Here is a 25,854-nt window from a genome sequence, read left to right as displayed (position 1 = left end):
TTTAAATGAATATCGGTACATCCAGTTTCATGGCTATTCTATAAGCCGCATTCATCAATCCCACATGACTGTACGCCTGCGGAAAATTCCCCCACTGACTGCCATTCTCTGCATCCACATCCTCACTGAATAAGAGCAGGTGATTGGCATATTGCAAGAGGTTCCGGAACTCATGGATGGCTTCATCCACGCGTCCTACACAGGCCAATGCTTCAACATACCAGAAAGCGCAGACGAGGAAGGTGGTTTTAGGCTTACCGAAATCATCGGAATGCAGATAACGGTAGAAAAGTCCCTGCGGTGTTTTCAGTTCTTTTTCAAGCGCCGCAAGATGGTCTCTGGCCTTCTCAGATGCAGGATCGAGGTAGTTCATGAGGATCAGCTGCAGGGTACTGGCATCCAGGTGTTGGCTACCAGCCGCATTGGTGTACACTTTCCTTACGGGATCGTAGCAGCTTTCTATATGAGCAGCCGCACGATTCTTCAGAGACACTGCTTTTTCAGCCAGTTGTTCGTTGCCGATGGTACGGGCCATTTTCTCCGCAGCAGAGCAGCCTGCCCACTGGAAGAGATTACTATAACAGTGAATGTTGGCGAAGTTGCGGAACTCCCATATACCTGCATCTTTCTCATCGATCGTATGTTCGATTTTGCTTAGCAGGTATTCTATCCACCAGGTTGAGTCCTTACGTTCGGAGAATATAAAGCGGTGATCGGTGTACAAGGGTAACATGGAGATGAGTACCTGTCCGTAGATATCGTTCTGAATATGTTCATACGCCTGATTGCCGATACGCACAGGCTGATTCCCGAGGTATCCGTCCAGGTGCGGTAAGATCTGTTCTACCAGGTTCTTCTTGCCTGTAATGCCGTATAAAGGCTGATAACGGTAATCGCCGGAAAATGAGATATCCGCCACATAATTGAAATACTTTTCCATTTCCTCAAAATGGCCGATATGGTTCAGTGCGGTGATCACATAATAAGTATCCCTTAACCAGCAGTAGCGATAGTCCCAGTTACGGCCGCTGCCGGGATATTCGGGCAGGCTGGTAGTACTGGCGGCGATGATGGCGCCGGTATCTTCGTACTGGTGGATCTTCAGGGTGAGGGCCGAACGGATCACTGCAGGCTGGTAGAAGTTGGCGATGTTGGAATGTTTGATCCATGTTCGCCAGTAGATGGTCGTTTCCCGGAGGAAACTTTCTGCCGTTGCATTGAGGGCCGCCTCCAGGGGGCTACCGTAACTCAGCAACAGGTATTTATCTTCATTGAGCACAAAGTGTTCTTCTTCAAAAAGGTAGCTGATAGGAATATTCGTGGTAAGCCGAAGGCTGTCCTCACATCCCAGGAACTCTATATGATTGCTGCCCCGCTGGGCTTTCAGAAAGCCGCTACCATAATCACACACCGGCTGGCATTTCACCCTGATGCGCGGGTTGCCTTCCAGGGGCTCTACCTTGCGGATCAGCATCAATGGTTTGAAGTACCGCTCATACTGGTAAAAGCGGGGTGCAAAATCCGTAATCCGGTATCTGCCGCTTTCACTGGTAATTTCGGTGCACAGGATATTGGTATTCTCCAGGTAGTACTGCTTTGATGTATATTCCCCGGAAGGAAGAATGGAAAACTCACCACCCTTACCCGCGTCCAGCATACTGCCAAAGATAAAGGAGCTGTCCATCCGTGGCCAGCAAAGCCAGTCAATGTTCGTATTCTGATTGACATGTGCCAGGTATGCACAGTTGCCAATGATGCCCGTCTTATACGTATGTTTTTCCATAAGTGATTCATTGAAATACAAAAGCCATTCCAACAAGGGCAACTGCGGCACATTTTGTGTTAATTAAAACCAAAACCTCATCATTTCACGTACATGCCCCTTATGCAGAAATGGCTTCGTATAACCCTGATTGTTTTTGGTAGCCTCCTCGGTACGCTTATACTGTTATGGCTGGGGCTTGCTTTGTACATCCGTCAGCATAAGGCTGACATCCTGCAACAGATCAGTGATAAGCTAAACGACAGGCTGCATGGAGGAACACTTGTGATAAAAGACATGGAACCTTCGCTGGTACGCAGTTTTCCAGATGTTTCCGTGGCCCTGGAGGGAGTCACTATAAAGGATAGTCTCTGGAATACGCATCAGCATCAGCTGCTGGATGTAGCGCGTATTTTCGTAAAAGTAAATACTTCCTCCTTACTCAGAAAACAGCTGGATGTGCGGCAGATCTCCCTTGAAAAAGGCAGCATTTACCTGTTTACGGACAGCACTGGTTACAGCAATACCAGCATCCTGAAGCGGGATAGCAGGAAACGGGGCGAAGGCAAAGGGCCCGGGAGAGTCGCTGATATTACCCGCCTGCAACTGTCGGACATCCATTTTATAGTAGAGAACCAGCAGAAGCATAAATTGTTCAGTTTCGATATTGGCAGTCTGAAAGGTAATCTGCGGAATAATGATTCTGGTTGGGTTTGTAATCTGAATACTTCCCTGAGAGTACTTAGCCTGGCGTTCAATACAGAAAAGGGCAGTTACCTGAAGGAGAAGCCTGTACAGATGGACCTGGAGATCCATTATAACCGGATTCGGAAAACACTGGATATTCCGCAGCAGGCCTTGCGTATAGCCGGACAAAGCATTTCAGTGGGTGCTTCATTTTCTTTCGGCGCACAGCCGCGACCTTTTACATTACATATCCTGGCCGACAAGATCCCACTGCACCTGGCGGCATCCCTGTTAACGCCCAGGATATCATCCAAACTGGATAGCATCAAAATAGAGCAGCCTATAGATGCCGAAGCTAAGATTAACGGGCATATGCAGCCGGGAGATAAGCCGTCGGTGTATGTTACCTGGAAAACGGCGGACAATATTGTTACCACCAAAGGCATGGAATTGCAGGAATGCAGCTTTGCGGGCAGTTTTTCGAACGAATGGGTGCCGGGTGAACCGAGAATAGATGAAAACTCCATCATCAGTATTTACGGTCTCAAAGCAAAGCTGTATAGCATCCCGGTATCTGCTGATACCGTCCGGATCACGAATCTGAAGCATCCCACCTTAATGGGCTATTTCCGGTCGGATTTCGCCCTTACAGACCTGAACGAGGCACAGGGAGATGATGGTGTATTCCGGTTTACAGGCGGAACGGCGGTAGCAGCCTTATATTATAAGGGCGGAATAATTGCCGGGGATACGATAGTGCCTTATCTGAAAGGGACAGTCGCGTTAAAAGGAGGGATGATGGAGTATCTCCCGCGCAATCTGGCATTCAGCGACTGTAATGCCTTATTGGATTTCAATGGACAGGATCTTTCACTACAGGATATCACCATCCGCACGCGGAAAAGTAATTTGCAAATGGAAGGGAGTGTAAAGAACATTACGCGATTATACTTTTCCGCACCAGAAAAACTGGCGCTGGATTGGAAAGTGCGAAGTACTGGTATAGATCTTGATGAGTTCCGGTCATTCCTTGGAAAGCGGCAACAGGGAAAACGTGCCAGAGCCATTGCCAATCGCCGGAAGATAAGCAGGATTGCCAGTCAGCTGGATGTGATGCTAAACAGCTGTAATATCAGTATATCCGTATTGCTTGATAAACTGACCTATGGCAACTTTATGGCACAGCAGGTAAGGGCAGACCTTTCACTGAAGGAATCGGATATTTACCTGCAGCAGATGTCATTCGCGCATGCAGGGGGCAATATCAATATGAAGGGTACTATCACGCAGGATGGGGTTAACAACCGTTTTAAGATCAATGCAGGTATCAGGGACGTACAGATCGATCAGCTATTTCATGCGTTTGATAATTTTGGCATGCAATCGCTGCAGGCGAAGAACCTTAAGGGGATTTTTTCCGCCACGGCAAATGTCAGCGGTAATGTAAAAGACAACGGGAAGATGGCGCCACAGTCGATATATGGTACCCTGGCCTTTGATCTGCGGAATGGAGCCCTGATCCATTTTGCGCCGCTGGAAGATATCGGCGATCTGATATTCCGCGGACGGAACCTGGGCAATATCACTTTCGAGAACCTGCAGAATACCCTCACCCTACAAGGCAACAAGATCATTGTACCGCCAATGCAGATCAATTCAAGCGCGTTGTATATGGATGTATCAGGCGTATACGCCATGACAAAAGGTACGGACATGTACATCACTGTACCACTGCGCAACCCGAAAAGGGATGAAGACATTGTTGATAAGGAAGAAAAGAAGAGCCGACGTAAGAAAGGAATTGTACTGCATCTGCATGCAAAGGATGGAAAGGATGGTAAAGTGAAGATCGGATTGGGAGGAAAAAAGGACAAATCAGAAGATCCGGAGCTGTAACTTTTTAATCAGAACGACCGTTTTATAGTAATTTAGCGCCTGACAATCAATCATTTTCCATGAAGAAACTACTGGTTCCAGCACTGCTGACACTGGCTGCCTGTAATAAGAAAGAAGACACGACAGTCCGCCAACCTGATTACGATGGAAAGTGGTATATCCATCAGGTTGTTGAGAAAGAATATACTTTGGAGGACGGAGATACGGCCTACACCCGTTATGATGTTAAGGATTACCCGGGAACAGCTAACTATATGGATTTCCAGATCGACCGGGGAAAGGGGAATACGATCGTTTACCTGGATAACAAACTTGATTCGATGTCGTACGAGGCGGTATCACATGTTTACTTTCGCCTTGATACCACTCTGTGTGAGGTGACCCGTGTCACTGACAGTACATTTCAATTTAATACGCTGATATTTGACGGAGCACCTATTCCTGACAGGGTGCAGGTAACACAACACTTTTTCACACTTAGCCGCTAAGCCGGGCATGGTTTTTACAGTGTAAAGGGCGGACCATTTTTTCCCAATAATGTCCAGAGCATATATCAAGAGCCTTATTTATACGTTACGCGCAGCTTTCCAGGTTTTACAAAAAAACGATCCCTTACGCCTGGCCGGGGCGACTGCATTTTTTGCCAGTTTCGCGCTTCCTCCTATTCTGTTGATCCTTGTACAGGTATTAGGATTACTGTTCAATCGCCGGTCTATTGGCCGGCAGCTGATCTTGCGGCTGGGAGAACTGGTGGGTGATGAAAGTGCCAAACAGGTAGTTGTTACGCTGAGAGGATTCCGTGGTTTGGCACACACGGTGCCTGTGGCCACTATACTGTTTATTTTCCTGCTGTTTGTAACAACTACGCTATTGAAGGTGATCAAAAGTTCCCTGAACCAGTTATGGATGATCCGGATCACTGTGAAGGAAAGCTTTGTGCAATCGTTAGTAGACCGCTTACGGTCCCTGGTGGTGATAGGAGCTGCGGGTATCCTTTTCCTGGCCAGTCTGATGGCAGAAAGTGTGCAGGCATTCCTGGGAAGTTATGTCAACGACATATTTCCCCGCGCCGCATTTGTATTCAGCGGGGTATTCACCCAGATAGCATCATTACTGATCGTAACATCCTGGTTTGCGGTGTTGTTCCGATATCTGCCTGATGCGCGTCCTACGTGGAAAGTTGCATTCTCGGGAGCATTGCTCACAGGAATTTTATTCAGTATAGGGAAACTGGTCTTACGCCGTTTGCTGTATGGGGGCAATATTGGGATCCTGTATGGGGCTTCTGCCTCTGCTGTGCTGTTGATGCTGTTTATCTTCTATAGTGCCATCATTTTCTATTATGGAGCTGCATTTACTAAAGTATGGAGCGAATTCAAACATCGTCCGATGCAGCCCCTCCGTCATGCCACTTTCTATGAACTGGCGGATGTGGAAGTACGCTGACCTACTCTCCGCGCAATACCATTTCTATCTGGTCCTTTACAGGATTACTAAAGCCTTCCAATTCAATTTTCGGGTGCTGATCGAGGTTGATACGGATCTTCCCTGTTTCATTCACAAGAGAATCTGATAATGGCTCCAATAGGGCATGCATCTGACGAACGCCCAATTGTGCCAGCTGATTCATAAAATTGTCTTCCAATTGGAGGAATTCCCGGTTTTTGTAGGTATATGTTACCTGAATCATGATAATTTGTTTTTCAGAGGATATTAATAAAAAAATATATTGGTTAAATTAGACTATATATATTCGACGATCATTCACGGTATGACCTTAGCAATTTTCATGCACGATTTGCCGGTATAAATATATAAATTTAACTAATAACTAGTTGTATCTCACTTGTATAAAACTTTTCCACAATAAGTTTTCCACAAGTGGAAGGGGTCATTTGAACCCAATGATTTATCTTGCCGTTTCAAATTCACCAGACACAATGCGTTTACGTTATCTTAGTTGTCCCGGCAGCAGGGCACTTACTTTTTTTGTCTGCCTGCTGGCAGTGAAAGCCAGCGCCCAACCATGGAAGCAGACTCAATGGGGCAAAGACGGCCAGTCTATTTATGAGGCCAACGGCACCAGTATCACCAGTTACAACGCAAAAGAGGGACGGCAGAACGTAAAGATCCCCAGCAGCCTGCTGACGCCTAAGGGGCAGGCAGCCATACAGGTGGAGGATTTCTCCTATACACCTGATGAAAATAAATGGCTGATCTATACAAAATCGCAGAAAGTCTGGCGATATAAGACGAGGGGTGACTACTGGTTACTTGATATTCCCAGTGGCAAATTGCAACAACTGGGTAAAGGATTACCCGCCTCTTCCCTCATGTTCGCTAAAATTTCCCCTGATGGGAAACAGGTGGCTTACGTTAGTGAACACAATTTATACGTTGAAGATATCCTGAGTGGTAAGATCAAAGCCCTTACAAAAGACGGTAACCGTCGCCTGATCAACGGTACTTTTGACTGGGCTTATGAAGAGGAGTTTGATTGCCGCGATGGCTTCCGCTGGAGCCCTGACAGCCGCTCTATTGCCTATTGGCAGATAGATGCCCGTAAGATCAGGGACTTCCTGATGATGGATAATACCGATTCGCTTTATTCTTATACTGTTCCGGTGGAATATCCGAAAGCAGGGGAGAGTCCTTCCTCCTGCCGTGTAGGCGTGGTGGATATCAACACCGCTAAGACTACCTGGTTGCAGGTACCCGGCGATCCGCAACAACATTACATCACCCGTGTAGAATGGAATCCGGCACGCACAGGATTGATATTACAACAGCTCAACAGAAAACAGAATGAAAGCGTGTTGTATGTTGCTGATCCGGCTACCGGCAAGACTAAACAGATCTACCAAGAAAGAGATTCTGCCTGGATCGATATCCGTTCCCGCTGGAATAATGACCTGACAGGATGGGACTGGGTTAATGGTGGTAAGTCATTCGTATGGATGAGTGAGAAAGACGGCTGGAGGCACATGTACAATGTAGATATGAACGGCAAGGAAACGCTCATTACTCCGGGTAATTATGATATCATCAATCTGCTGAGGATAGATGAAAAGAACAACCAGGCGTATGTACTGGCTTCTCCTGACAATCCTACACAGCAGTTCCTTTATAAAGTATCTCTCGATGGTAAAGGGGAGCCTCAGAGAGTGTCTCCTATCATTGAGGAAGGTACCCATGAGTATGACATCTCTCCGGATGCGCAGTGGGCGGTGCATAGCTTTTCCAATCACTTTTATCAGCCGCACAGTGAGCTTGTATTCTTACCTACGCATAAAGATGATCTGAAGACTAATATTGCGATGGACCTGCAGACTTCCCGGTTTGCTCCACGACAGGAATTCTTCCAGGTTACAACACCTGAAGGTGTCACCATGGATGGCTGGATGGCTCGTCCGACGAACTTCGACTCTACAAAGAAATATCCTGTTGTATTTTATGTATACGGCGAACCTGCTGCTGCTACTGCTAAAGACCAGTATGGTGCTGGTCGCAACTTCATCTATAACGGTGATATGGCGGCTGACGGGTACATTTACATTTCTATGGATAACAGGGGTACGCCTTTGCCTAAAGGTCGTCAGTGGCGTAAGAGCATCTACCGTAACGTGGGACAGGTAAACGTACGTGATCAGGCTGCGGGTGCGCAGGAACTGTTTAAGCGTCACCGTTATCTCGATACTTCCCGTGTAGCAGTGTGGGGCTGGAGCGGTGGCGGTGGCATGACACTGAACCTGCTGTTCCGCTATCCGCAGATCTATAAAACCGGTATTGCTATCGCTGCTGTAGGTAGTCTCTTTACTTATGACAACATCTACCAGGAACGATATATGGGCTTACCACAGGAAAACCATGACGACTATGTGAATGGCTCTCCTGTAACCTATACCAAAGGCTTAATAGGAAATCTGCTGTACGTTCATGGTACCGGTGATGACAATGTGCATTTTCAGAATGCAGAGTTACTACAGAATGAACTGATCCGTAATGGTAAGCAGTTCCAATTTATGTCTTATCCTAACCGTACACACAGCATCAGTGAAGGTGCGGGCACCTTCAAACACCTGTCTATTTTATACACTAACTATTTGAAAGAACATTGTCCTCCGGGAGCGAGATAATTTAATTATGAATAAGCCTACCATTTTCGGATTAATATCGGTTGTTATTGTGATCATCAGTGCATTTTTGCCCTGGCTGACGATTGAGAGTAAACATTTAGCGTTTACAGGGTTGAATACCGCAGGTTCCAGTTTCGGTGAGCCAGGAAAGCTGAGCATCTTTGTGGCTGTGGTTTCGGGCATATTGTTCCTTGTGCCCGGGAAATGGTCAGCACGGGTGAACCTTTTTGTAGCGGCGTTTTTAGTGGCGTGGACGTTCAGGAACTTTATGCTGTTTTCGAGGTGTGAGATGGGTGTGTGTCCTGAGAGGAAGATCGGGCTGTATTTGTCGGTGATGGCGGCGATCGTGGCGTTTGTGTGTGTGATTTTGAGTAATGGGAAAGGGGAGAAGGCGCCGGTTGAGTAACGGATAAATTTTTTATTACGGCCTCGCGGATTGAGTTCTGCGAGGCTTTGTTTTTTGGGGGATGTTTAGGGAAGTTGCTGCGGTTTCAGGTGGGACCACGGGCTGTATCCCTTTTCGAGACTTGCTATTGGGCGTTTTTTGTCGTATTGGGCCATTGGATGGATATTAAACCCCTGTCAAGCGTATCAGGCTCTCTAAGGGATAAGGCCCTTAGGTCTCCACCTGAAACCTTCCGCTACTTTGGGAGGGCTGATGATGGGAGGAGTGCCCGCAATTCAGACCGATTACGTTAGGAGTTGTGTTTGTAGCTAACAAAACATCAATCAACCCCTTTAGGGGTTGTTTTGTTTGTAGCGCGGGGTGTCTCACCCCGGGGAAATACGGATGATCCCCCACCCACATAATGTAACCGGAGAATTTTATCTGAACACCAATAGAATGATAAACGCTCCCAACCACACCGCGGCTCCATACGCAAGATTTCTTAGGATGATTGGAATCGTTGACTGGTTGGTCATCTTCGATTTAATGAAGCTGAATACTGTCATTGCAATGAACACATACAACACGCTGGTATTTGCGGCTGCGGTGAAATGCTCGTTACGCAGGTAGGGTAAAAACGGGAGGATGCCGCCTAGCAAGAAAGAGAAGCCTGTCAGCAATCCGCTCCGGATGGCGGCTGCGAGATTGAAATGTTTTTCCTGTACCTGTTGCGATGCCAGGGTTTCTTCCCATTGTACGGCATCCTTTTGCATTTCTGCGGCGATATTTTCTATAATGGGCTCACTGATGTTGAGGCGTTCCAGTTTCTGTCTTTCTTCCGGAGATAAGGTACTTTCATCATGTTGCGGATCTCCCCGGTTGGCTTGGAAAGCGCTGATCATTACCAGTATGCTTCCTGCCAGCCAGATACAGATATTCACTGTATAAAATTGCTGTACGCTGACAGGCATACCGTGCAACAGGAAAGTCGTAAAAAATAAGAGTAATAATCCGTCAGGAAATCCTATCAGGAAGTCTGTTTTCCAACCGCTGCTGCGGATGGCTTTCTGTTGTTTGGGCATGCGCGGCTATAGTATTTCTGCTATAACTTATAATGTTTCAAATTATAATGTCTCGAGGCTTTTACCAATGATGTGCACAGCTTCCCTGACCTGGGCGGCTGTGATCAGCAGGGGAGGTGCGAAGCGGATCTTGTCGCCATGTGTAGGTTTGGCGAGCAGTCCGTTGTCCTTGAGTGCCAGACAGAGGTCCCAGGCTGCTTCCGGATGCTCGTGCTGAATGACGATCGCGTTCAGCAGTCCTTTACCGCGGATGGTGCTGATATAAGGAGAATGGAGGGCTGCAAGTTCCTCTCGCAGGAGTTCACCCATGGCAGCAGCATTTTCCGCCATGTTCTCTTCCTTCAGGACGGTCAGTGCCGTAATAGCTACTTTGCAGGCCAGCGGATTACCACCGTAGGTACTGCCATGTTCACCTGGTTTAATGGTGAGCATGATCTCATCGTCAGCCAGGACAGCTGCTACGGGTAATGTTCCGCCGGAAAGGGCTTTACCCAGTATCAGGATGTCGGGGCGCACATTTTCATGATCGCAGCAGAGCATTTTACCTGTGCGGGCAAGGCCAGTCTGGATCTCGTCGGCGATAAAGAGCACATTGGCGTCTTCGCAATACTGACGGGCTTTGGACAGGTAGCCCTCGTCGGGTACCATGACACCTGCTTCCCCCTGGATGGGTTCTACCAGGAAGCCAGCAACGTTCTTGTCCTGTAATGCCTTTTCAAGGGCAGGCAGGTTATTATAGGGAATGATCTCATAACCCGGCATGAAAGGGCCGAAATCAGTCCGGGAAGAAGGATCTGTACTAAAGGAGACCACGTTCAGGGTACGTCCGTGGAAGTTATTGGCACAAACGATGATCTTTGCCTGGTTCTCCGGAATACCTTTTACCATATATCCCCAGCGGCGGCACAGCTTCAGGGCTGTTTCCACGGCTTCTACGCCGGTATTCATGGGAAGTACCTTATCGTAGCCGAAGTAATCCGTAATGAAGGCCGCATATTCGCCGAGCAGGTCGCTGTGGAATGCGCGGGAAGTCAGGGTCAGTTTCTGTGCCTGTTCTATCAGGGCACGGATGATGGCGGGGTGACAATGGCCCTGGTTAACAGCAGAATAGCCTGAGAGGAAATCGTAATAACGCTTTCCGTCTACGTCCCAGAGAAATACACCTTCACCCCGGTTCAATACTACCGGCAACGGATGGTAATTATGGGCGCCATACTGTTCTTCCAGGTCAAGGAAATGCTGTGTTCTTTCTGTAATCTTAGATGCGTGTAACATAACGATTCAAAGGTACACAATACAGCTCATGTATTAGACGCAGGGAAGGAAAACAAGCCGGAAAAGGCCCTATTGTGTTTTCAGGCCCCTTTTAGCCTGGTAACCAACGCTACATACTCTTGTTGGGCCTCTTCTTTTGATTTACCTTTCAACTTCTGCCAGGCCTCATATTTCGCCTTGGCTACGAAATCGAAAAGATTGGTGGGAGGATCGGTGTTCACGTCTCCCTCGGTACCTTGTTTATAGAGGGAATACAATTGCAGAAGTGTTTCATTATCAGGCTTTTGGGACAATGTTTTACTGGCTGTTGCGGCCGCTTCGAACTGTTGTAGCAGGTCCATGGGATTTTTTTTACATTAAATGTAGACAAAATAGTACCAAATACGACAGGTTCTCCTATCCGGGAATAGCAAAATTTAAATACCTTTGCGGCTTGACGCGGGGCGTTAAACGCCTGGTTTTAAAAGCATATATGAAGAATATCAGGAATTTTTGCATCATTGCACACATCGACCACGGTAAAAGTACATTGGCTGACAGGCTGTTAGAACATACCAAAACCATTTCCGACAGGGACATGCAGGCACAGGTACTGGATGACATGGACCTCGAAAGAGAAAAAGGGATCACTATCAAAAGTCACGCTATCCAGATGAACTATACTCATCAGGGACAGCAGTATGTATTTAACCTGATCGATACTCCCGGTCACGTGGACTTCTCCTATGAGGTTTCCCGTGCACTGGCTGCCTGTGAAGGTGCACTGTTACTCGTAGATGCTGCCCAGGGTATTCAGGCGCAGACCATTTCCAACCTTTACCTGGCCCTGGAAAATGACCTGGAGATCATCCCCGTGATCAACAAGATTGATATGGAGGGTGCGATGATCCCTGAAGTAAAAGACCAGATCATAGAGCTCATCGGTTGTAAAGAGGAGGAAATCCTGCTGGCTTCCGGTAAAACCGGCATCGGTATCGAGGAGATCCTGGAGTCCATCGTAACACGTATTCCTGCTCCGAAAGGCGATCCTGAAGCTCCGCTGCAGGCGCTGATCTTCGACAGCGTGTTCAACTCTTTCCGTGGTATCATTGCTTACTACAGGATATTCAACGGATCCATTAAAAAAGGCGATAAAGTTAAATTCTTCAATACCGACCAGGAATACTTTGCTGATGAAGTGGGTATCCTTAAACTGGGGCTGCAGCCTACACAAACTGTTAAGACAGGTGACGTAGGATATATCATCACCGGTATCAAAAATGCTAAAGAGGTGAAAGTAGGTGATACCATCACCCTGAGCGCTAATCCAAGCCAGGAAGCGATCAACGGTTTCGAAGAGGTAAAGCCGATGGTATTCGCAGGGATCTTCCCTGTAAACACAGAAGATTTCGAGGAGCTGCGTGACTGTATGGAAAAACTCCAGCTGAACGACGCTTCCCTGACCTTCGAACTGGAAACTTCCCAGGCACTTGGCTTCGGTTTCCGATGCGGATTCCTTGGTATGCTGCATATGGAGATCATCCAGGAACGCCTTGAAAGAGAGTTCAACCAGACAGTGATCACTACCGTACCGAACGTTAGCTTCATTGCCCATAGCACCCGGCAGGAAGTTATTATCGTGAACAACCCTTCCGAGATGCCGGATCCCAGCAAACTGGAACGTATCGAGGAACCATTCATCAAAGCACAGATCATCACCAAGCCCGATTATATCGGTAACATTATGACCCTGTGCCTTGGTAAGAGGGGCATCCTGCTGAATCAGAACTATCTGACTCCTTCCAGGGTGGAATTAATGTTTGAAATGCCTTTGACAGAGATCGTGTTCGATTTCTATGATAAACTGAAGAGCCAGACCCGTGGTTATGCCTCTTTCGACTATGCACCGATCGGTTACCGTGACAGTGATATCGCGAAGATGGATATCCTCCTGAATGGCGACAAGGTGGATGCGCTGAGCGCCCTGATCCACCGCAGCCGTGCGCAGGACTTCGGTCGTAAGTTGTGTGAGAAGCTAAAAGAACTGCTGCCACGTCAGCAATTCATGATCGCTATCCAGGCAGCTATCGGCGCCAAGATCCTGGCCCGTGAAACTATCAGCGCCATGCGTAAGGACGTAACCGCCAAATGTTATGGTGGTGACATCTCCCGTAAACGTAAGCTGCTGGAAAAACAGAAAGAAGGTAAAAAGCGTATGCGCCAGATTGGTAATGTGGAAGTACCGCAGGAAGCATTCCTTGCAGTACTCAAATTGGATGACTAGGCGCAGTTTATATCAAATTTGGGAAATTAAAGCGGCCAGGAAACTGGTCGCTTTTTTATTGATGGATATTAAACCAGGTACAAAAAAAGGCCGGCTGAGAACATTCCCAGCCGGCCTTTTTAATATTATTTCTTACCTGTTAAGCCAACTGGCTTTTCGGTGTGATCACTACCTGTTTAATAGCTGTCCATGCACCGAACAATACGGCTGTAAAGAATACATTCCCCATCAGGCCATTCAGCGCAAAGCTGCTGAACATATCTCCTGACTTATAAAAAGGAATACCAGCTGCATAACAAGCCAACAGACCAGCGCCTGTTTTAGGATACAGATCAGTTGTAATGAAAGTACCCAGGTTGGAGATCAGGAAGAACAGTATACCTGTACCGATAGAAGATAACAGTAACGTGAGTACGTTCACCTTCTTAATAAGGGTACCTATCCAGGTGATCAGCAGGAATGCGCCATATACAAAGAGCAGCTGTCCCAGGTAATCGCGGTCCAGTGCATGTATGCTGGTGAAGCATTGCAGGAAAACGTCTGACAGAAATAAAGACAATAACGGAACGACATACGCCAGGCGTTTATCTTTCAGTACGATACCGCCAAATAATGCTGCTGCGCCGATGGCATTAAAGTTCCACAGACCGATCTGGTTTGTGAAAATGCGGCACAATGCAGACAGGAAGATCAGCATGGCAACGATCAGTATTTCCCGGATGGAATCCTTTTTCATAATGGGTTGATTATTTAACCAAAGATATGATTTTAAATAGATTCAACAGGCACACTTGCTTTAAAGATCACAACACCTGCTTTGCTTGTGATGCTATAGGAAGTATGGTAATAGGTAACCACGGCCTGACCTTTCTGCAGGGAGATAGTTTCTCCACCTGCTTCAGTGATCTCAGCAGCACCTTCCATTACCAGCATGATCTCTGTTGCCTCACTGGTATGTTCATAGCGCTGACCATTCTGCATAGCGATACGGCTTACCACGAAATCCGGTGCAGGAGAGTGGTAAATGGTTTCCAGTCCGCCGGCTACACTTTCGCCGCTGAGGATCTTCGGATGTACTGGTTCGAAACGGGTATGTTTCAGCAGTTCAGGTACATCAATATGTTTAGGTGTCAGTCCGCCGCGTAATACGTTATCAGAATTGGCCATTAGCTCCACATTCTGCCCTTCAAGGTAAGCATGTGGAATACCGGCATCCTGGAACACTGCCTGTCCTGGATGCACTTCCATAATGTTAAAGAAGTATATAGAGAAGATGCCTCTGTCCAGGTTTTCCAATCCCTGAGGGTCATTCACGATAGCTCTTCCAGCCCAGAATGCAGGGTCAGATTTCGCCAGGCGACCGTTCTTGTACGCTTCTGACACAACTTCTGCCAGCGGACGTAACATCGTATTCACCTCAGATTGCGGCATTTCCATGACTGCTTTGTACAGTCCGAAGTAACCTTCTTTTTCAAAGATGGGAGCGAGCGACGCGAACTCCTTTACGTTCTGTAATACCTTTCTCAGTTTATCTTCCGGCAGGAATCCGTGCAGTAGCCAGAATTCACTGAGGGCCACCATGATCTCAGGTTTATGGTTGGCGTCCTTATAATTACGGTGAGGAGCATTCAGCGGAATACCGGCTTCATTTTCCCTGGCAAATCCTTTTTCTGCCTCTGCTTTGGTTGGGTGTACCTGGATAGACAACATGTCTTTTACATCCAGGATCTTGAGCAGGTAAGGTAACTCGCCGAAGCGTTTCCATACCTTAGGTCCCAGCACATGTTCAGGTTCGGCTTTTACCAGCTGGTCCAGCGTGGAAGGCTGTGTACCGGTAGCGATAACAGCAGGGGCGCTCTGGTGTGCACCCATCCAATACTCTGCACTTGGTTTACCATTTTCGGGAATACCCAATAAGGCAGGAATGTAATGATATCCACCCCATGCATAATGTTGAACCTTACCTTCCAATCTGAATAATTTCTTCTCGCTCATGCGTAATATGTTTGTATTTTCCTAGAATTGTTAACCTGTTGTCTTTTCCGATAGGAACAGCAAAAATAGTCAAAACAATGGCATCCCATATAGCTTTGGGCAAAAAAGGGGAACTGATCGCACAGGAATTCCTGCTTCATCAACAGTATAAGATCTTAGCGGTGAACTGGCGGCATAAGCGTCGGGAGATAGATATTATTGCGGCGAAGCCGGATTGCCTTGTATTTGTTGAAGTGAAGACACTGGCGACGGATCTTTTTGGCTGGCCGGAGCAGCATGTGGATGCTGCTAAGCGCAGGCATATTCAGGCGGCAGCGAATGTATATATGGATAAGCTGCCGCGGTTACCGCCGGCGATCAGGTTTGATGTGATTTCGATTACGTTTCGACCGGATGGGGAGTATGAGTTGGTGCATTTTGAGGATGCGTTCTGAGTTGCTCTTTTGATTGATCTTAGCGAAGGTTAGAGAGATTGGAGGGAAGTTGCTGCGGTTTCAGATGGGACCACGGGCTGTACCCCTTTTCGATCCTTGCTATTGAGCTTTATCAGGCGTATTGAGCTTTTTGAATTCTATTAACCCCCTGGTTGATCGCATCAGCATCTCAAAGGGCTAAGGCCCCGTTGGTCTCCATCTGAAACCTTCCGCTACTTGGAAGTGCGTTGAGGTGGTTGGCGGTCAGATATTTTTGTGTTTGTAAATTATTAGGTTCAGTAAAATTGAAGACGGATTACAGATAATGTGCACGTTGTGTGATAATATCTGTAATCCGTCTTTATTGTAAACTACTTAATCAATCTGTGTCGCTTAGCTCCACACCCCTGTATAATTCTGTGGTGTAATTGCCTTCAGCTCTTTCTTCAGCGAAGCACTGATCTTCAAACCATCGATGAACTTATGCATGGTCTTCTGGTTGATCTGTTCGCCGCCACGGGTGAGGTCTTTCAGTGCCTCGTATGGTTTCGGGAAGTTCTCTCTGCGGAGTACCGTCTGAATAGCTTCTGCTACAACGGCCCAGTTGTTTTCCAGGTCTTCCTGCAGCTTCGCTTCATTCAGGATCAGTTTCTCTAAGCCTTTCTGAACGGATTTCAATGCCAGTATGGTGTGACCAAATGGTACACCTACGTTTCTGAGGACGGTGGAGTCGGTCAGGTCACGCTGTAAGCGGGAGATAGGCAGTTTGGCACTCAAGTGTTCGAAGATGGCGTTGGCCAGTCCGAGGTTACCTTCTGCATTTTCGAAATCGATCGGGTTCACCTTATGTGGCATAGCGGAAGAACCTACCTCGTTGGCTTTGATCTTCTGCTTGAAATAATCCATGGAGATGTATGTCCACACGTCGCGGCAGAAGTCTATCAGGATCGTGTTGATACGTTTGAGGGTATCAAACTGCGCGGAGATATTGTCGTAGTGCTCGATCTGAGTGGTATATTTCATACGTTGCAGTCCGAGGGTATTGTTCACGAATTTATCGCCAAACTTCTCCCAGTTGATCTTCGGGAATGCCACATGGTGTGCATTGAAGTTACCGGTTGCACCACCAAATTTGGCTGCGAAGGGGATCTCTCCCAGCAGTTTTACCTGTCCTTCCAGTCTTTCCACGAATACCAGGATCTCTTTTCCGAGGATGGTAGGTGAAGCCGGCTGACCATGGGTACGGGCCAGCATCGGGATCTTCATCCAGGACTTGCCCATCTTTTTCAGGACCAGTATCAGGTTGGCGATGGCAGGCATGTATACATGTTCTACCGCGTCTTTCCAGAACAGCGGTGTGGCGGTGTTGTTAACGTCCTGGGAGGTAAGACCGAAATGCACCCATTCCAGTTTGTCGTCCAGTCCGAGCGTTTTCAGCTCATTCTTAACAAAATACTCTACAGCTTTCACGTCGTGGTTGGTCACCTTTTCCGTTTCTTTGATCAGCTGTGCATTCTCGATGGTAAAATCCTGGTAGATCTTACGCAATGCCGGTACCTGGCCTTTAGTGAGCGTGAACAGCTTCTGCTCTGACAGTGCGATGAAGTATTCGATCTCTACCTGCACACGGTAACGGATCAGTGCAAATTCTGAAAAGTAAGGAGCCAGTTCTTCCAGTTGTCTCCTGTAGCGTCCATCCAAAGGAGAAATGGCGGTTAAAGCTTGTAATTGCATAATGTTATTTGATTAAGTGAGCGTTTATCACTTTTTACCTAATTTAGCCGGCAAAATTACTGAAATTGGAACGGAAAGTAAAAGTAGCGGCAGTAAGTTATTTGAATACCAGGCCATTATTATACGGATTCAGGGACCACCCGGTGATGAAAATGCTTGAACTGAGTGTTGATTACCCTGCTAAGATTGCCCAGCAGCTGATTGATGGAGAAGTAGATGTAGCCCTCGTACCTGTGGCTATTATCCCGAAACTGAAAGAATATCATATCATTTCTGATTATTGTATTGGTGCGGAAGGTCCTGTTGCTTCTGTCTGCCTTTTCAGTGATGTTCCACTCAATGAGATCAAACGTATTTACCTTGACTACCAGAGCCGTACTTCTGTGGCCCTCCTGAAAGTACTGGTGCGGGAGCACTGGAAACTGGATGCAGAGCTGATAGAGACTACCGGCGACTACCAGGATAAGATCAAAGGTACGGATGCGGGTCTTGTGATCGGCGACCGTGCACTGGCGCAACGCCATGTATCTCCTTTTATCTATGATCTGGCGGAACATTGGATGCGGTTTACCAGTCTGCCATTCGTATTTGCGGCCTGGATCAGCAATAAGCCGCTGCCTGTTGAGTTTATCCAGGAATTCAGCAACGCAAATAGTATCGGGATACATAACATCCCTGCGGTTGTGGCGGAAAATGCTTATCCGCTTTATGATCTGACAACTTATTACACCCAGAACATCAGTTACCCGCTTACTCCTTCAAAGCGGCAGGGAATGCAACGTTTCCTGAGCTACCTGGTTTAAGGGCGTTGACAACACGATAATGGCGGGCCTGCGCTGGTGGTACGCCATTATCGTGTTGTTACCTATACATTTTATTATCTCCAACTACTCATATCAATTGCATCAGTCTGAAGCAATTAGGCATCTCATTCAGCTTTTTTCTTTATATTAGTTACCCCATCTGTTCACACAAATTCCTGCAGCATGAAAATTGGCATCCTGGGTAGCGGCCCTGTCGGACTCACGTTAACGGAAGGATTGATCAGGGCTGGTCATGAGGTGATACTCGGTACCCGCAATCCTGCGAAAGAATCCCTTCAGCAATGGATCAAGAAAAAAGGAGGCCCCGGTGTTACAGCTGCCCCGTTCCGGGATGCAGCCGCCCAGGGAGAGTTGCTGGTCATCTGTACCAGCTGGGCAGGAACACAGAAAGCCATTGAGTCTGCCGGACTATGGAACTTTAAGAACAAAGTAGTGGTGGATGTCACCAATCCCCTGGATGGCAAAGGTCCTGATCAGCAGGGACGGCTCACCTTCTCTATTGGTCACACCAACTCGGCAGGCGAACAGCTGCAGGCATGGCTGCCTCCAGATGCGCATGTGGTAAAAGCACTCAGTTGTATCGGTCACGAATCGATGTTCCGCTCCCAGCAGGAAGCGGAAAAGGAAACACCTACAATGTTCATTTGTGGTAATAAACGGGCAGCGAAAATGGCCGTGACGACACTGTTGAATGAGATGGGCTGGAAAGATATCGTGGATATGGGGACGATCGAAATGAGCCGGAATATAGAGCCCCTGAGCATACTCTGGTATGCATATGGATTCAGGACAGGCACCTGGAGCCATGCCTTCAAGCTGGTGAAGTAAGGATATACATACACCATTATAAAATGAAAACCCCGGGCTGTTGGTCCGGGGTTTTCAATGATATCAGGCTACGCTTAAATCTCCTTTACGTTCACGTAGAAGTTTGGATCTACCTTAAAGTTCTTCGGATCTGACAAGGTGATACCTGTTGATTGCCAGTTTCTTCCTGGATAGATGAAACGGTATCCTCCATCTGTCAGTGTTACCTTTACAGGCATATTAAAGTTCTCCACGTCTGTTACCCAACGGAACTTCAGCTGTGAACCTTCGATATGATATTCCAGTGTAGGAATAGATGTATGGGTCAGGTATTGCTCGAATACCTTGTTGAAGTTCATCTTTGTCTTCTCGTTGAAGTATTCCTCTACCTGACGGGTAGTCACCGTCTGATGCCAGAAGGTCTTGTTCAATCCACGAAGGATCTCCTTGAATACATAATCGTTGTTCACGATCTGGCGGATGGTATGGATCATGTTAGCGCCTTTGTAGTACATGTCGCCACTGCCTTCGTTGTTTACACCATACGCCCCGATGATAGGCGCATCGTTTTTGATGTTCTTCCTGATGCCGGTGATATATTGGAAAGCAGCCTCCGGACCATATTCGCATTCAGTGAACAGGGTTTCGGAATAGTTGGTAAAGCTCTCATGCACCCACATATCAGCGATATCTTTGGTAGTGATGTTGTTACCGAACCACTCATGACCGCTTTCATGTACAATGATGAAATCCCATTTTAATCCCCAGCCACTGCCGGAAAGGTCAATCCCTTTATAGCCCATTTTGAACTTGTTACCATAGGCCACCGCGCTCTGATGCTCCATGCCCAGGTGAGGAGATTCCACCAGTTTATAGCTGTCTTTATAGAAAGGATATTTACCGAACCAGGCTTCAAAACACTTCATCATAGGCTTTACTACTTCAAATTGCGTTTTAGCCGTATCCACATTGTAATCAAGTACCCAGTAGTCCAGGTCCAGTTTACCACCTTCGCCGGAGTAAACGTCTTTAAACTCGGCATAGTGGCCGATATTCATCACTACGTCGTAGTTGTTGATCGGATTGCTGACATACCATGTCCAAACGATATTCCCGTCGTGGTCCATTGCTTTCTTTTTCAGGCGACCATTGGAGACATCTACCAGGTCGGGAGGCGTAGTGATGCTGATAGTCATGTTGTTAGGTTCATCACTCTGATGATCTTTATTAGGCCACCATACGCTGGCGCCCAGGCCCTGACAGGCAGTAGCCACCCAGGGTCTGCCCTGGTTATCTTTCCGCCAGATCAGTCCACCGTCCCATGGTGGGTTCACCGCCACTCTTGGCTTTCCGTGGTAGAAGATGGTGATCTTCTTGTCTTTACCTTTCACCTGCTTTTTGGCAACCATGGTAACGAAAATGGCATTGCCTTCCCTTTTGTAGATGAGGGATTGTTTATCCTGTGTGATACTGTCTATCTCCAGCGGTTCCTGCAGGTCGATCTGCATGATACTGTCTACTTTCAGGACCTTGTAGGTAATCACGTTGTGGCCTTCCAGGGAGCTGTCACTGATATTCGGTTTAACATGCAGATCGTAGGATTTCACATCCCACCATGCACGTTCCCTGCCGATGGTTCCACGTAAGCTATCAGCGCGTGTAAATGTCTGTTGATGTTGGGCACCGGCAGTAAGCGCCGTAAGCAAAACCAGGAAAAGCATCAGTATGCCTCGCATAGAAAATCTTATTTTATCCCGGAAAGGTATTAATTTTCACTAATAATGCCTACGCGCTGAATGACCAATGCTTTACGGTTTTTGTAGATATACATGAACGGTAAGCAGGAAGCGGTCGATGGCTGTAAGATTACTACATGTACATGAGATTCCTTTTCATACCGTTCATTTTACTGCTTGCCGCCTGCGGGCATCCGCCCACTTCTGGCAGACAGGTATTCCGCTATAATGTACAGGAAGGTATTGCCTCCCTCGATCCTGCATTTGCCAAAAACCAGTCAGTTATCTGGGCAGTAAAACAGTTATACAGCACACTCGTAGAGCCTGATGATCAGCTCAATATCCGGCCATCCCTGGCTACCCGCTGGGAAGTGGCCCCTGATTATAAGACCTACACCTTTCACCTGCGTACAGACGTTTACTTTCATGACAATGCTGCATTTTCTGATGGTAAAGGACGCCGGATGACAGCCGCTGATGTGGCGTATAGCCTGAAACGTATCATAGATCCCAATACAGCATCTCCGGGCGCCTGGATCTTTAACGGGAAAGTTGACCCGGATACAGGCTTTCGCGCGTTGAACGACTCCACCTTCCGACTTACCCTGTTACAGCCTTTTCACCCTGTACTGGGTATTCTGAGTATGCAATACTGCTCTATCGTACCACATGAAGTGGTGGAGAAGTACGGGAAGGACTTTCGGAAATACCCTTGTGGCACTGGTCCTTTCATGTTCTCACTCTGGGAAGAAGGACAGGCGTTGGTCCTCCACCGTAATCCCCGTTATTTTGAAAAGGACAGCACGGGCCATTCACTGCCATATCTTGATGCGGTGAAGGTCACATTCCAGGACAATAAGGCGACGGAGTTCCTGCTGTTTCGCCAGGGGCAGCTGGATTTTATGAATGATATCGATGCCTCCTTTAAAGACGAAGTGCTCACAAAAAAAGGGATGTTGAAGAAAGAATGGGAGGGAAAGCTGGTGCTCGATAAGAGCCCTTTTTTGAATATCGAATACTTCGGATTTCTGTTAGATACGACTAAGGACGTGGTAAAGGTCTCACCTTCCCGTTTGCAGAAGATACGACTAGCCATTAATTACAGCATTGACAGAGCCAGGATGATCACCTACCTCCGGAATGGCATTGGGACGCCGGCCAATGCGGGTTTTGTACCCAGGGGCTTACCTTCTTTTGATACAATCAGGGTAAAGGGATATCCCTATGATCCTGCGAAGGCAAGGCAACTATTGCGGGAGGCCGGTTACCCGGAAGGGAAGGGATTGCCGGTTATGCATCTGCTGTCGATCCCTATTTATGAAGACTATGCCAATTATGTAGCCAACCAGTTGCAGCAGGTAGGTATCCCGATACAGGTAGAGGTGCTGCAGAAGGCTTTATTGCTGGAGCAAACCGCCAAGTCGCAGGCGCTCTTTTTCCGGGCCAGCTGGATAGGCGATTATGCAGATGCGGAGAACTACCTGGCAGTATTTTACAGCAAAAATGGCGCTCCGCCTAACTATACAAGATATGCCAATCCCGCCTTCGACCGCTTGTACGAACAGGCCCTGCGGGAGAATAATGACTCCCTCCGTTACCTGCTTTACCAGGAAATGGACAGGATGATAGTAGCAGATGCCCCTGTGGTGCCCTTGTTCTACGACCAGGTCATTCACCTGGTACAACCCAATGTACAGGGATTTACTAGTAATGCCCTCAACCTGCTGGAACTACGGAAAGTCAGAATAAAAGTTTGATATTTGCAAAAAGCAGCATTATGAGCAGGACAATTCAATCGTGGGACGCTCATTCCTGTAATCCCACTACCGATCATTATCCCGGTCCCTATTTTAATGTCTACACCCTACAGGAACACATACGGTCGGGCGTTTCGAATGCTGCTTACACCCGCCGGGATTACTATAAGATCATGTTATTTAGTGGCGAATGCATCTTACATTTTGGAGATCAGAGTATTACGATAGGCGATAATACACTGTTATTCCTGAATTCCAGGGTGCCCTATACATTTGAACTACTGAAAGAAGACATCTCGGGATATTCCTGTGTATTCAAAGATGAATTCTTCCGGGAAGGCCTGCGGCTGAAACTGGAAGAGATTCCGCTCTTTATGCCGGATGCACGGCCAGTCTTCGCGCTTGAAGGCACCACTTTAAAAGAGGTGACTGATTTGTTTGAAAAGATCCTCAGGGAGTTCAATAGCACCTATGCTTACAGATATGAGCTGATCAGCAGTTATGTCAGTGAATTGATCTATTATGCTATGAAGCTGGTGCCTGCGGCCAATCCTCAGAAAGAGTCCAATGCCACCGCACGGGTAACGACCGCTTTTCTGGATCTGCTGGAAAGGCAGTTCCCGGTTGAATTATTCTCCAGCCGTATCCTGCTTCGCAGCCCTAAAGACTTCGCAGACAGGCTCTCCATTCATGTGAACTACCTCAACCGGGCGGTGAAGACCGAGACCGGCAAAACGACTACAGATCATATTTTCGACAGACTGGTAGGAGAGGCGAAGGCCATGCTGAAACATACTAATCTGAACATAGCAGAGATCAGCTTTGCCCTGGGATTCGAGGACCAGGCACACTTCAATAACTTCTTCAAAAAGCGGGTAAAGGTTGCACCCTCCCTTTATCGTCAGGTTTGATTTTTACAAATAATGGTTTGCTGCACACAAAGTTCCCATAGGTGATGATTCTACCTTTGAATCAGAAAAATTAATATCTATGGAAATGAATAAAATAGTGACACAACAGGCACCAATCGATTCAGGATTTGATGGCGCATCTACAGCCACCGATGTATTAAAAGGTATTGACCTGTCGGGCAAAGTGGCCATCGTTACCGGTGGTTATGCAGGCATCGGTCTGGAAACAACAAGGGTACTCAGTAAAGCAGGGGCCACCGTGATCGTTCCTGCACGGGATATAGCGAAAGCTACCAGGGCGCTGAAAGGAATTGAGCGGGTGCAGATAGCGGCGCTCGACCTCGCAGATCCGGCTTCCATTGATGCCTTTGCCGACAGCTTCCTGGCCAGCGGGCAACCTTTACATATCATAGTGAACAATGCGGGGATCATGGCTAATCCATTTACCCTCGACAAGCGCGGATATGAATCACAGTTTGCCACCAATCACCTTGGACATTTTCAGCTGGTGGTCAAGCTCTGGCCGGCATTACGCCGCGCCAATGGTGCAAGGGTAGTGGCGCTGTCCTCCTGGGGGCATCGTTTTTCCCAGGTTATATTTGATGATCTGCACTTTAAGCACCGGGAATATGATCGCTGGAAGGCCTACGGACAATCAAAGACAGCCAATGTGCTCTTTGCTGTAGAACTGGACAGACGTGGTCAGAAAGAAGGTATCCGTGCCTTCGCCGTACATCCCGGTAGTATCGTTGATACTGATCTCAAGCGACATATGTCAGCAGAGGAACTGCAAAAAGCAGGGGTGTTTGATGAGGATGGCAAACCGATACTTGATCCGGCAAGGCAGCTGAAGACAATTGAACAGGGAGCGGCGACCAGTGTATGGTGTGCGGTAAGTCCGCAACTGAATGGGATAGGAGGTGTGTACTGTGAGAATAGCGATATATCTCCGATAGCCACTGAAGATAAAACCGAGGGCAGTAATGATCTCAGCAAACGTGTGGCGTCCAAAGCGTTTGGCGTATTCCCTTATGCGATAGATCCGGTAGCGGCTGAAAGATTGTGGGAGCTAAGTGAACAGCTGACAGGTGTAAGCCTGTAACAATGTTTGGTGACCGGAATAGGGCCTGAAGTACAGGAGAAAAATACAACATTAAAGTAGCTGCCGGGACGATCATTGATCATCAGGTATGCGAAGGACTAAAAACCTGTGTTAAACTAATTTTCAGCGTCATTATTGTGTTTGAGGCCGGTTGTTAAATAAATTTTAACATTTCCCTAAACACGCCCCTGTGGCCTACTTTACTACTTATATAAGCTGCCTCTATAATTGATACGTAATTATTTATGAAGCTTACCGCTCATTTTAAGCTACCTTTGACAACTTAAATTGATTACGTTTAAAGAGAGAAAATGACTGCGATTTTAATATTCTTTTTTTCACACTGGTTCTTATCCTTGTTCTTTCACACTTTCTTCCTGCACAGATATGCATCCCACCAGATGTATACTACCAGTAAAGGTTGGGAACGGATATTTTACTTCTGTACATGGTTCTTCCAGGGAACATCTTATTTAGTACCGCGTGCTTATGGCGCTATGCACCGTATGCACCACGAATACAGCGATACTGAGCATGACCCGCATTCTCCTCACTTCTTCAAAGATGTATGGAGCATGATGTGGCAGACTCGTAAACTGTACAATGACATCTACACCGGTGAAAAAGTACTGGACGAGAAATTTACGACCAATCCTCCGCTGCCGGTTTGGAATGCGATGGACCGCTTCGGTGATCATACTATTACACGCCTGGCATGGGCAGGTATTTACATAGGTTTCTATGTGGCGTTCGCTCCAGCCTGGTATTGGTTCCTGTTATTACCTATCCATTTCCTGATCGGGCCTGTACAGGGTGCTGTTGTGAACTGGTGTGGTCATAAATACGGTTACAAGAGCTTCGACAACGGTGATAAATCAAAAAATACCTCTCCATGGGGTATCCTGTTGCTGGGCGAACTGTTCCAGAACAACCACCACAAGTATAAAGACAGTCCAAACTTCGCTAAGAAATGGTTTGAACTGGATCCAACTTATCCGGTGATGAAATTCTTCAATGCTATCGGAATCATTAAACTGAAAACCGCTAAGGTGAAAGTAGTGAAAATGAAAGCAGCAGCTTAAAAGC

22 protein-coding genes are annotated in these 25,854 nt (G+C 47.3%); 13 read left to right on the top strand and 9 right to left on the bottom strand.

The genetic code is table 11. From position 1 onward, the window contains the following. Position 1: 1 nt before the first annotated feature. Positions 2-1,783, bottom strand: coding sequence for a glycoside hydrolase family 15 protein (locus CLV42_RS21545; protein WP_106604036.1), 1,782 nt, complete (start codon positions 1,781-1,783; stop codon positions 2-4). 102 nt (positions 1,784-1,885) lie between these two features. On the opposite strand from CLV42_RS21545, the gene CLV42_RS21540 reads away from it, so the two are divergent. From CLV42_RS21540 to CLV42_RS21530, 3 genes are read left to right on the top strand one after another with little or no spacing between them, the layout of a single operon-like run. Continuing rightward, entirely contained in the window at positions 1,886-4,345 is a 2,460-nt protein-coding gene (locus tag CLV42_RS21540; protein ID WP_170117597.1) for an AsmA family protein, read from the top strand. A gap of 59 nt (positions 4,346-4,404) precedes the next feature. Beyond that, complete coding sequence (locus CLV42_RS21535) at positions 4,405-4,833, top strand: hypothetical protein (RefSeq protein ID WP_106603999.1); 429 nt, start codon at positions 4,405-4,407, stop codon at positions 4,831-4,833. Positions 4,834-4,882: 49 nt separating this feature from the next. Further along, on the top strand, positions 4,883-5,791 hold the full coding sequence (locus CLV42_RS21530; RefSeq protein WP_106603998.1) for a YihY/virulence factor BrkB family protein: 909 nt from the start codon (positions 4,883-4,885) through the stop codon (positions 5,789-5,791). 1 nt (position 5,792) lies between these two features. Here the strand turns inward: CLV42_RS21530 and CLV42_RS21525 are convergent, their stop codons facing one another. After that, a complete protein-coding gene (locus tag CLV42_RS21525; protein WP_089838637.1) occupies positions 5,793-6,035 on the bottom strand; it encodes a hypothetical protein in 243 nt (80 codons plus the stop codon). Positions 6,036-6,285: 250 nt separating this feature from the next. Here CLV42_RS21525 and CLV42_RS21520 point away from each other — a divergent pair, with 250 nt between their 5' ends. Together CLV42_RS21520 and CLV42_RS21515 are read left to right on the top strand one after the other, a co-directional pair. After that, a complete protein-coding gene (locus CLV42_RS21520) occupies positions 6,286-8,481 on the top strand; it encodes a S9 family peptidase (protein ID WP_106603997.1) in 2,196 nt (731 codons plus the stop codon). 7 nt (positions 8,482-8,488) lie between these two features. Further along, on the top strand, positions 8,489-8,887 hold the full coding sequence (locus tag CLV42_RS21515; protein ID WP_106603996.1) for a hypothetical protein: 399 nt from the start codon (positions 8,489-8,491) through the stop codon (positions 8,885-8,887). Between the two features lie 419 nt (positions 8,888-9,306). On the opposite strand, the gene CLV42_RS21510 is transcribed toward CLV42_RS21515, so the two are convergent. The 3 genes from CLV42_RS21510 to CLV42_RS21500 form a co-directional block, all read right to left on the bottom strand. Further along, on the bottom strand, positions 9,307-9,951 hold the full coding sequence (locus CLV42_RS21510) for a VIT1/CCC1 transporter family protein (protein ID WP_106603995.1): 645 nt from the start codon (positions 9,949-9,951) through the stop codon (positions 9,307-9,309). A gap of 42 nt (positions 9,952-9,993) precedes the next feature. Next, the gene (rocD, locus tag CLV42_RS21505) at positions 9,994-11,226 is read right to left on the bottom strand and encodes an ornithine--oxo-acid transaminase (RefSeq protein WP_106603994.1); all 1,233 of its coding nucleotides are present in this window, start codon (positions 11,224-11,226) and stop codon (positions 9,994-9,996) included. Positions 11,227-11,306: 80 nt separating this feature from the next. Further along, positions 11,307-11,567 carry an acyl-CoA-binding protein gene (locus tag CLV42_RS21500; RefSeq protein WP_106603993.1) on the bottom strand — a complete coding sequence of 87 codons (261 nt, stop codon included), beginning with the start codon at positions 11,565-11,567 and terminating at the stop codon, positions 11,307-11,309. 131 nt (positions 11,568-11,698) lie between these two features. On the opposite strand from CLV42_RS21500, the gene lepA reads away from it, so the two are divergent. After that, complete coding sequence (gene lepA, locus CLV42_RS21495) at positions 11,699-13,489, top strand: translation elongation factor 4 (protein WP_106603992.1); 1,791 nt, start codon at positions 11,699-11,701, stop codon at positions 13,487-13,489. Between the two features lie 139 nt (positions 13,490-13,628). On the opposite strand, the gene CLV42_RS21490 is transcribed toward lepA, so the two are convergent. Together CLV42_RS21490 and manA are read right to left on the bottom strand one after the other, a co-directional pair. Beyond that, complete coding sequence (locus CLV42_RS21490; protein WP_106603991.1) at positions 13,629-14,225, bottom strand: DUF6580 family putative transport protein; 597 nt, start codon at positions 14,223-14,225, stop codon at positions 13,629-13,631. A 32-nt stretch (positions 14,226-14,257) separates the two neighbouring features. Continuing rightward, on the bottom strand, positions 14,258-15,484 hold the full coding sequence (gene manA / locus CLV42_RS21485; RefSeq protein ID WP_106603990.1) for a mannose-6-phosphate isomerase, class I: 1,227 nt from the start codon (positions 15,482-15,484) through the stop codon (positions 14,258-14,260). 77 nt (positions 15,485-15,561) lie between these two features. Between manA and CLV42_RS21480 the strand changes: the two genes are divergently transcribed. Continuing rightward, entirely contained in the window at positions 15,562-15,918 is a 357-nt protein-coding gene (locus CLV42_RS21480; RefSeq protein ID WP_106603989.1) for a YraN family protein, read from the top strand. A gap of 372 nt (positions 15,919-16,290) precedes the next feature. On the opposite strand, the gene purB is transcribed toward CLV42_RS21480, so the two are convergent. After that, positions 16,291-17,631, bottom strand: coding sequence for an adenylosuccinate lyase (gene purB, locus CLV42_RS21475; RefSeq protein WP_106603988.1), 1,341 nt, complete (start codon positions 17,629-17,631; stop codon positions 16,291-16,293). A gap of 65 nt (positions 17,632-17,696) precedes the next feature. Here purB and CLV42_RS21470 point away from each other — a divergent pair, with 65 nt between their 5' ends. After that, positions 17,697-18,434, top strand: a complete 738-nt coding sequence (locus CLV42_RS21470) for a menaquinone biosynthetic enzyme MqnA/MqnD family protein (protein ID WP_106603987.1) — start codon at positions 17,697-17,699, stop codon at positions 18,432-18,434. A 183-nt stretch (positions 18,435-18,617) separates the two neighbouring features. Then, positions 18,618-19,283, top strand: coding sequence for an NADPH-dependent F420 reductase (locus CLV42_RS21465; protein WP_106603986.1), 666 nt, complete (start codon positions 18,618-18,620; stop codon positions 19,281-19,283). A gap of 74 nt (positions 19,284-19,357) precedes the next feature. Here CLV42_RS21465 and CLV42_RS21460 read toward each other — a convergent pair whose 3' ends face one another. Beyond that, positions 19,358-20,998, bottom strand: coding sequence for a M1 family metallopeptidase (locus CLV42_RS21460; protein ID WP_106603985.1), 1,641 nt, complete (start codon positions 20,996-20,998; stop codon positions 19,358-19,360). A gap of 143 nt (positions 20,999-21,141) precedes the next feature. Here CLV42_RS21460 and CLV42_RS21455 point away from each other — a divergent pair, with 143 nt between their 5' ends. The 4 genes from CLV42_RS21455 to CLV42_RS21440 all read left to right on the top strand — a co-directional run bounded on the left by CLV42_RS21455 (position 21,142) and on the right by CLV42_RS21440 (position 25,850). After that, the gene (locus tag CLV42_RS21455; protein ID WP_245901709.1) at positions 21,142-22,755 is read left to right on the top strand and encodes an ABC transporter substrate-binding protein; all 1,614 of its coding nucleotides are present in this window, start codon (positions 21,142-21,144) and stop codon (positions 22,753-22,755) included. Positions 22,756-22,775: 20 nt separating this feature from the next. Then, positions 22,776-23,666 (top strand): helix-turn-helix domain-containing protein, encoded by an 891-nt coding sequence (locus CLV42_RS21450; protein WP_106603983.1) that lies wholly within the window; start codon positions 22,776-22,778, stop codon positions 23,664-23,666. Between the two features lie 79 nt (positions 23,667-23,745). Then, positions 23,746-24,768, top strand: coding sequence for an oxidoreductase (locus tag CLV42_RS21445; protein ID WP_211303507.1), 1,023 nt, complete (start codon positions 23,746-23,748; stop codon positions 24,766-24,768). Positions 24,769-25,079: 311 nt separating this feature from the next. Next, a complete protein-coding gene (locus CLV42_RS21440; RefSeq protein WP_106603982.1) occupies positions 25,080-25,850 on the top strand; it encodes an acyl-CoA desaturase in 771 nt (256 codons plus the stop codon). The last annotated feature ends 4 nt before the right edge of the window (positions 25,851-25,854 follow it).

Origin of the sequence: Chitinophaga ginsengisoli (assembly GCF_003014595.1) — a bacterium.
Classification (GTDB): Bacteria; Bacteroidota; Bacteroidia; order Chitinophagales; family Chitinophagaceae; genus Chitinophaga; species Chitinophaga ginsengisoli.
The sequence above is the reverse complement of the archived record's forward strand: the minus strand, read 5'-3'. Positions and strand labels throughout refer to the sequence as shown.

Excerpts from the sequence above, each read along its gene's own strand:
- CLV42_RS21545 (WP_106604036.1), bottom strand. The coding sequence starts at position 1,783 with ATGGAAAAACATACGTATAAGACGGGCATCATTGGCAACTGTGCATAC.
- CLV42_RS21540 (WP_170117597.1), top strand. The coding sequence starts at position 1,886 with ATGCAGAAATGGCTTCGTATAACCCTGATTGTTTTTGGTAGCCTCCTC.
- CLV42_RS21535 (WP_106603999.1), top strand. The coding sequence starts at position 4,405 with ATGAAGAAACTACTGGTTCCAGCACTGCTGACACTGGCTGCCTGTAAT.
- CLV42_RS21530 (WP_106603998.1), top strand. The coding sequence starts at position 4,883 with ATGTCCAGAGCATATATCAAGAGCCTTATTTATACGTTACGCGCAGCT.
- CLV42_RS21525 (WP_089838637.1), bottom strand. The coding sequence starts at position 6,035 with ATGATTCAGGTAACATATACCTACAAAAACCGGGAATTCCTCCAATTG.
- CLV42_RS21520 (WP_106603997.1), top strand. The coding sequence starts at position 6,286 with ATGCGTTTACGTTATCTTAGTTGTCCCGGCAGCAGGGCACTTACTTTT.
- CLV42_RS21515 (WP_106603996.1), top strand. The coding sequence starts at position 8,489 with ATGAATAAGCCTACCATTTTCGGATTAATATCGGTTGTTATTGTGATC.
- CLV42_RS21510 (WP_106603995.1), bottom strand. The coding sequence starts at position 9,951 with ATGCCCAAACAACAGAAAGCCATCCGCAGCAGCGGTTGGAAAACAGAC.
- rocD (WP_106603994.1), bottom strand. The coding sequence starts at position 11,226 with ATGTTACACGCATCTAAGATTACAGAAAGAACACAGCATTTCCTTGAC.
- CLV42_RS21500 (WP_106603993.1), bottom strand. The coding sequence starts at position 11,567 with ATGGACCTGCTACAACAGTTCGAAGCGGCCGCAACAGCCAGTAAAACA.
- lepA (WP_106603992.1), top strand. The coding sequence starts at position 11,699 with ATGAAGAATATCAGGAATTTTTGCATCATTGCACACATCGACCACGGT.
- CLV42_RS21490 (WP_106603991.1), bottom strand. The coding sequence starts at position 14,225 with ATGAAAAAGGATTCCATCCGGGAAATACTGATCGTTGCCATGCTGATC.
- manA (WP_106603990.1), bottom strand. The coding sequence starts at position 15,484 with ATGAGCGAGAAGAAATTATTCAGATTGGAAGGTAAGGTTCAACATTAT.
- CLV42_RS21480 (WP_106603989.1), top strand. The coding sequence starts at position 15,562 with ATGGCATCCCATATAGCTTTGGGCAAAAAAGGGGAACTGATCGCACAG.
- purB (WP_106603988.1), bottom strand. The coding sequence starts at position 17,631 with ATGCAATTACAAGCTTTAACCGCCATTTCTCCTTTGGATGGACGCTAC.
- CLV42_RS21465 (WP_106603986.1), top strand. The coding sequence starts at position 18,618 with ATGAAAATTGGCATCCTGGGTAGCGGCCCTGTCGGACTCACGTTAACG.
- CLV42_RS21460 (WP_106603985.1), bottom strand. The coding sequence starts at position 20,998 with ATGCGAGGCATACTGATGCTTTTCCTGGTTTTGCTTACGGCGCTTACT.
- CLV42_RS21455 (WP_245901709.1), top strand. The coding sequence starts at position 21,142 with ATGAGATTCCTTTTCATACCGTTCATTTTACTGCTTGCCGCCTGCGGG.
- CLV42_RS21450 (WP_106603983.1), top strand. The coding sequence starts at position 22,776 with ATGAGCAGGACAATTCAATCGTGGGACGCTCATTCCTGTAATCCCACT.
- CLV42_RS21445 (WP_211303507.1), top strand. The coding sequence starts at position 23,746 with ATGGAAATGAATAAAATAGTGACACAACAGGCACCAATCGATTCAGGA.
- CLV42_RS21440 (WP_106603982.1), top strand. The coding sequence starts at position 25,080 with ATGACTGCGATTTTAATATTCTTTTTTTCACACTGGTTCTTATCCTTG.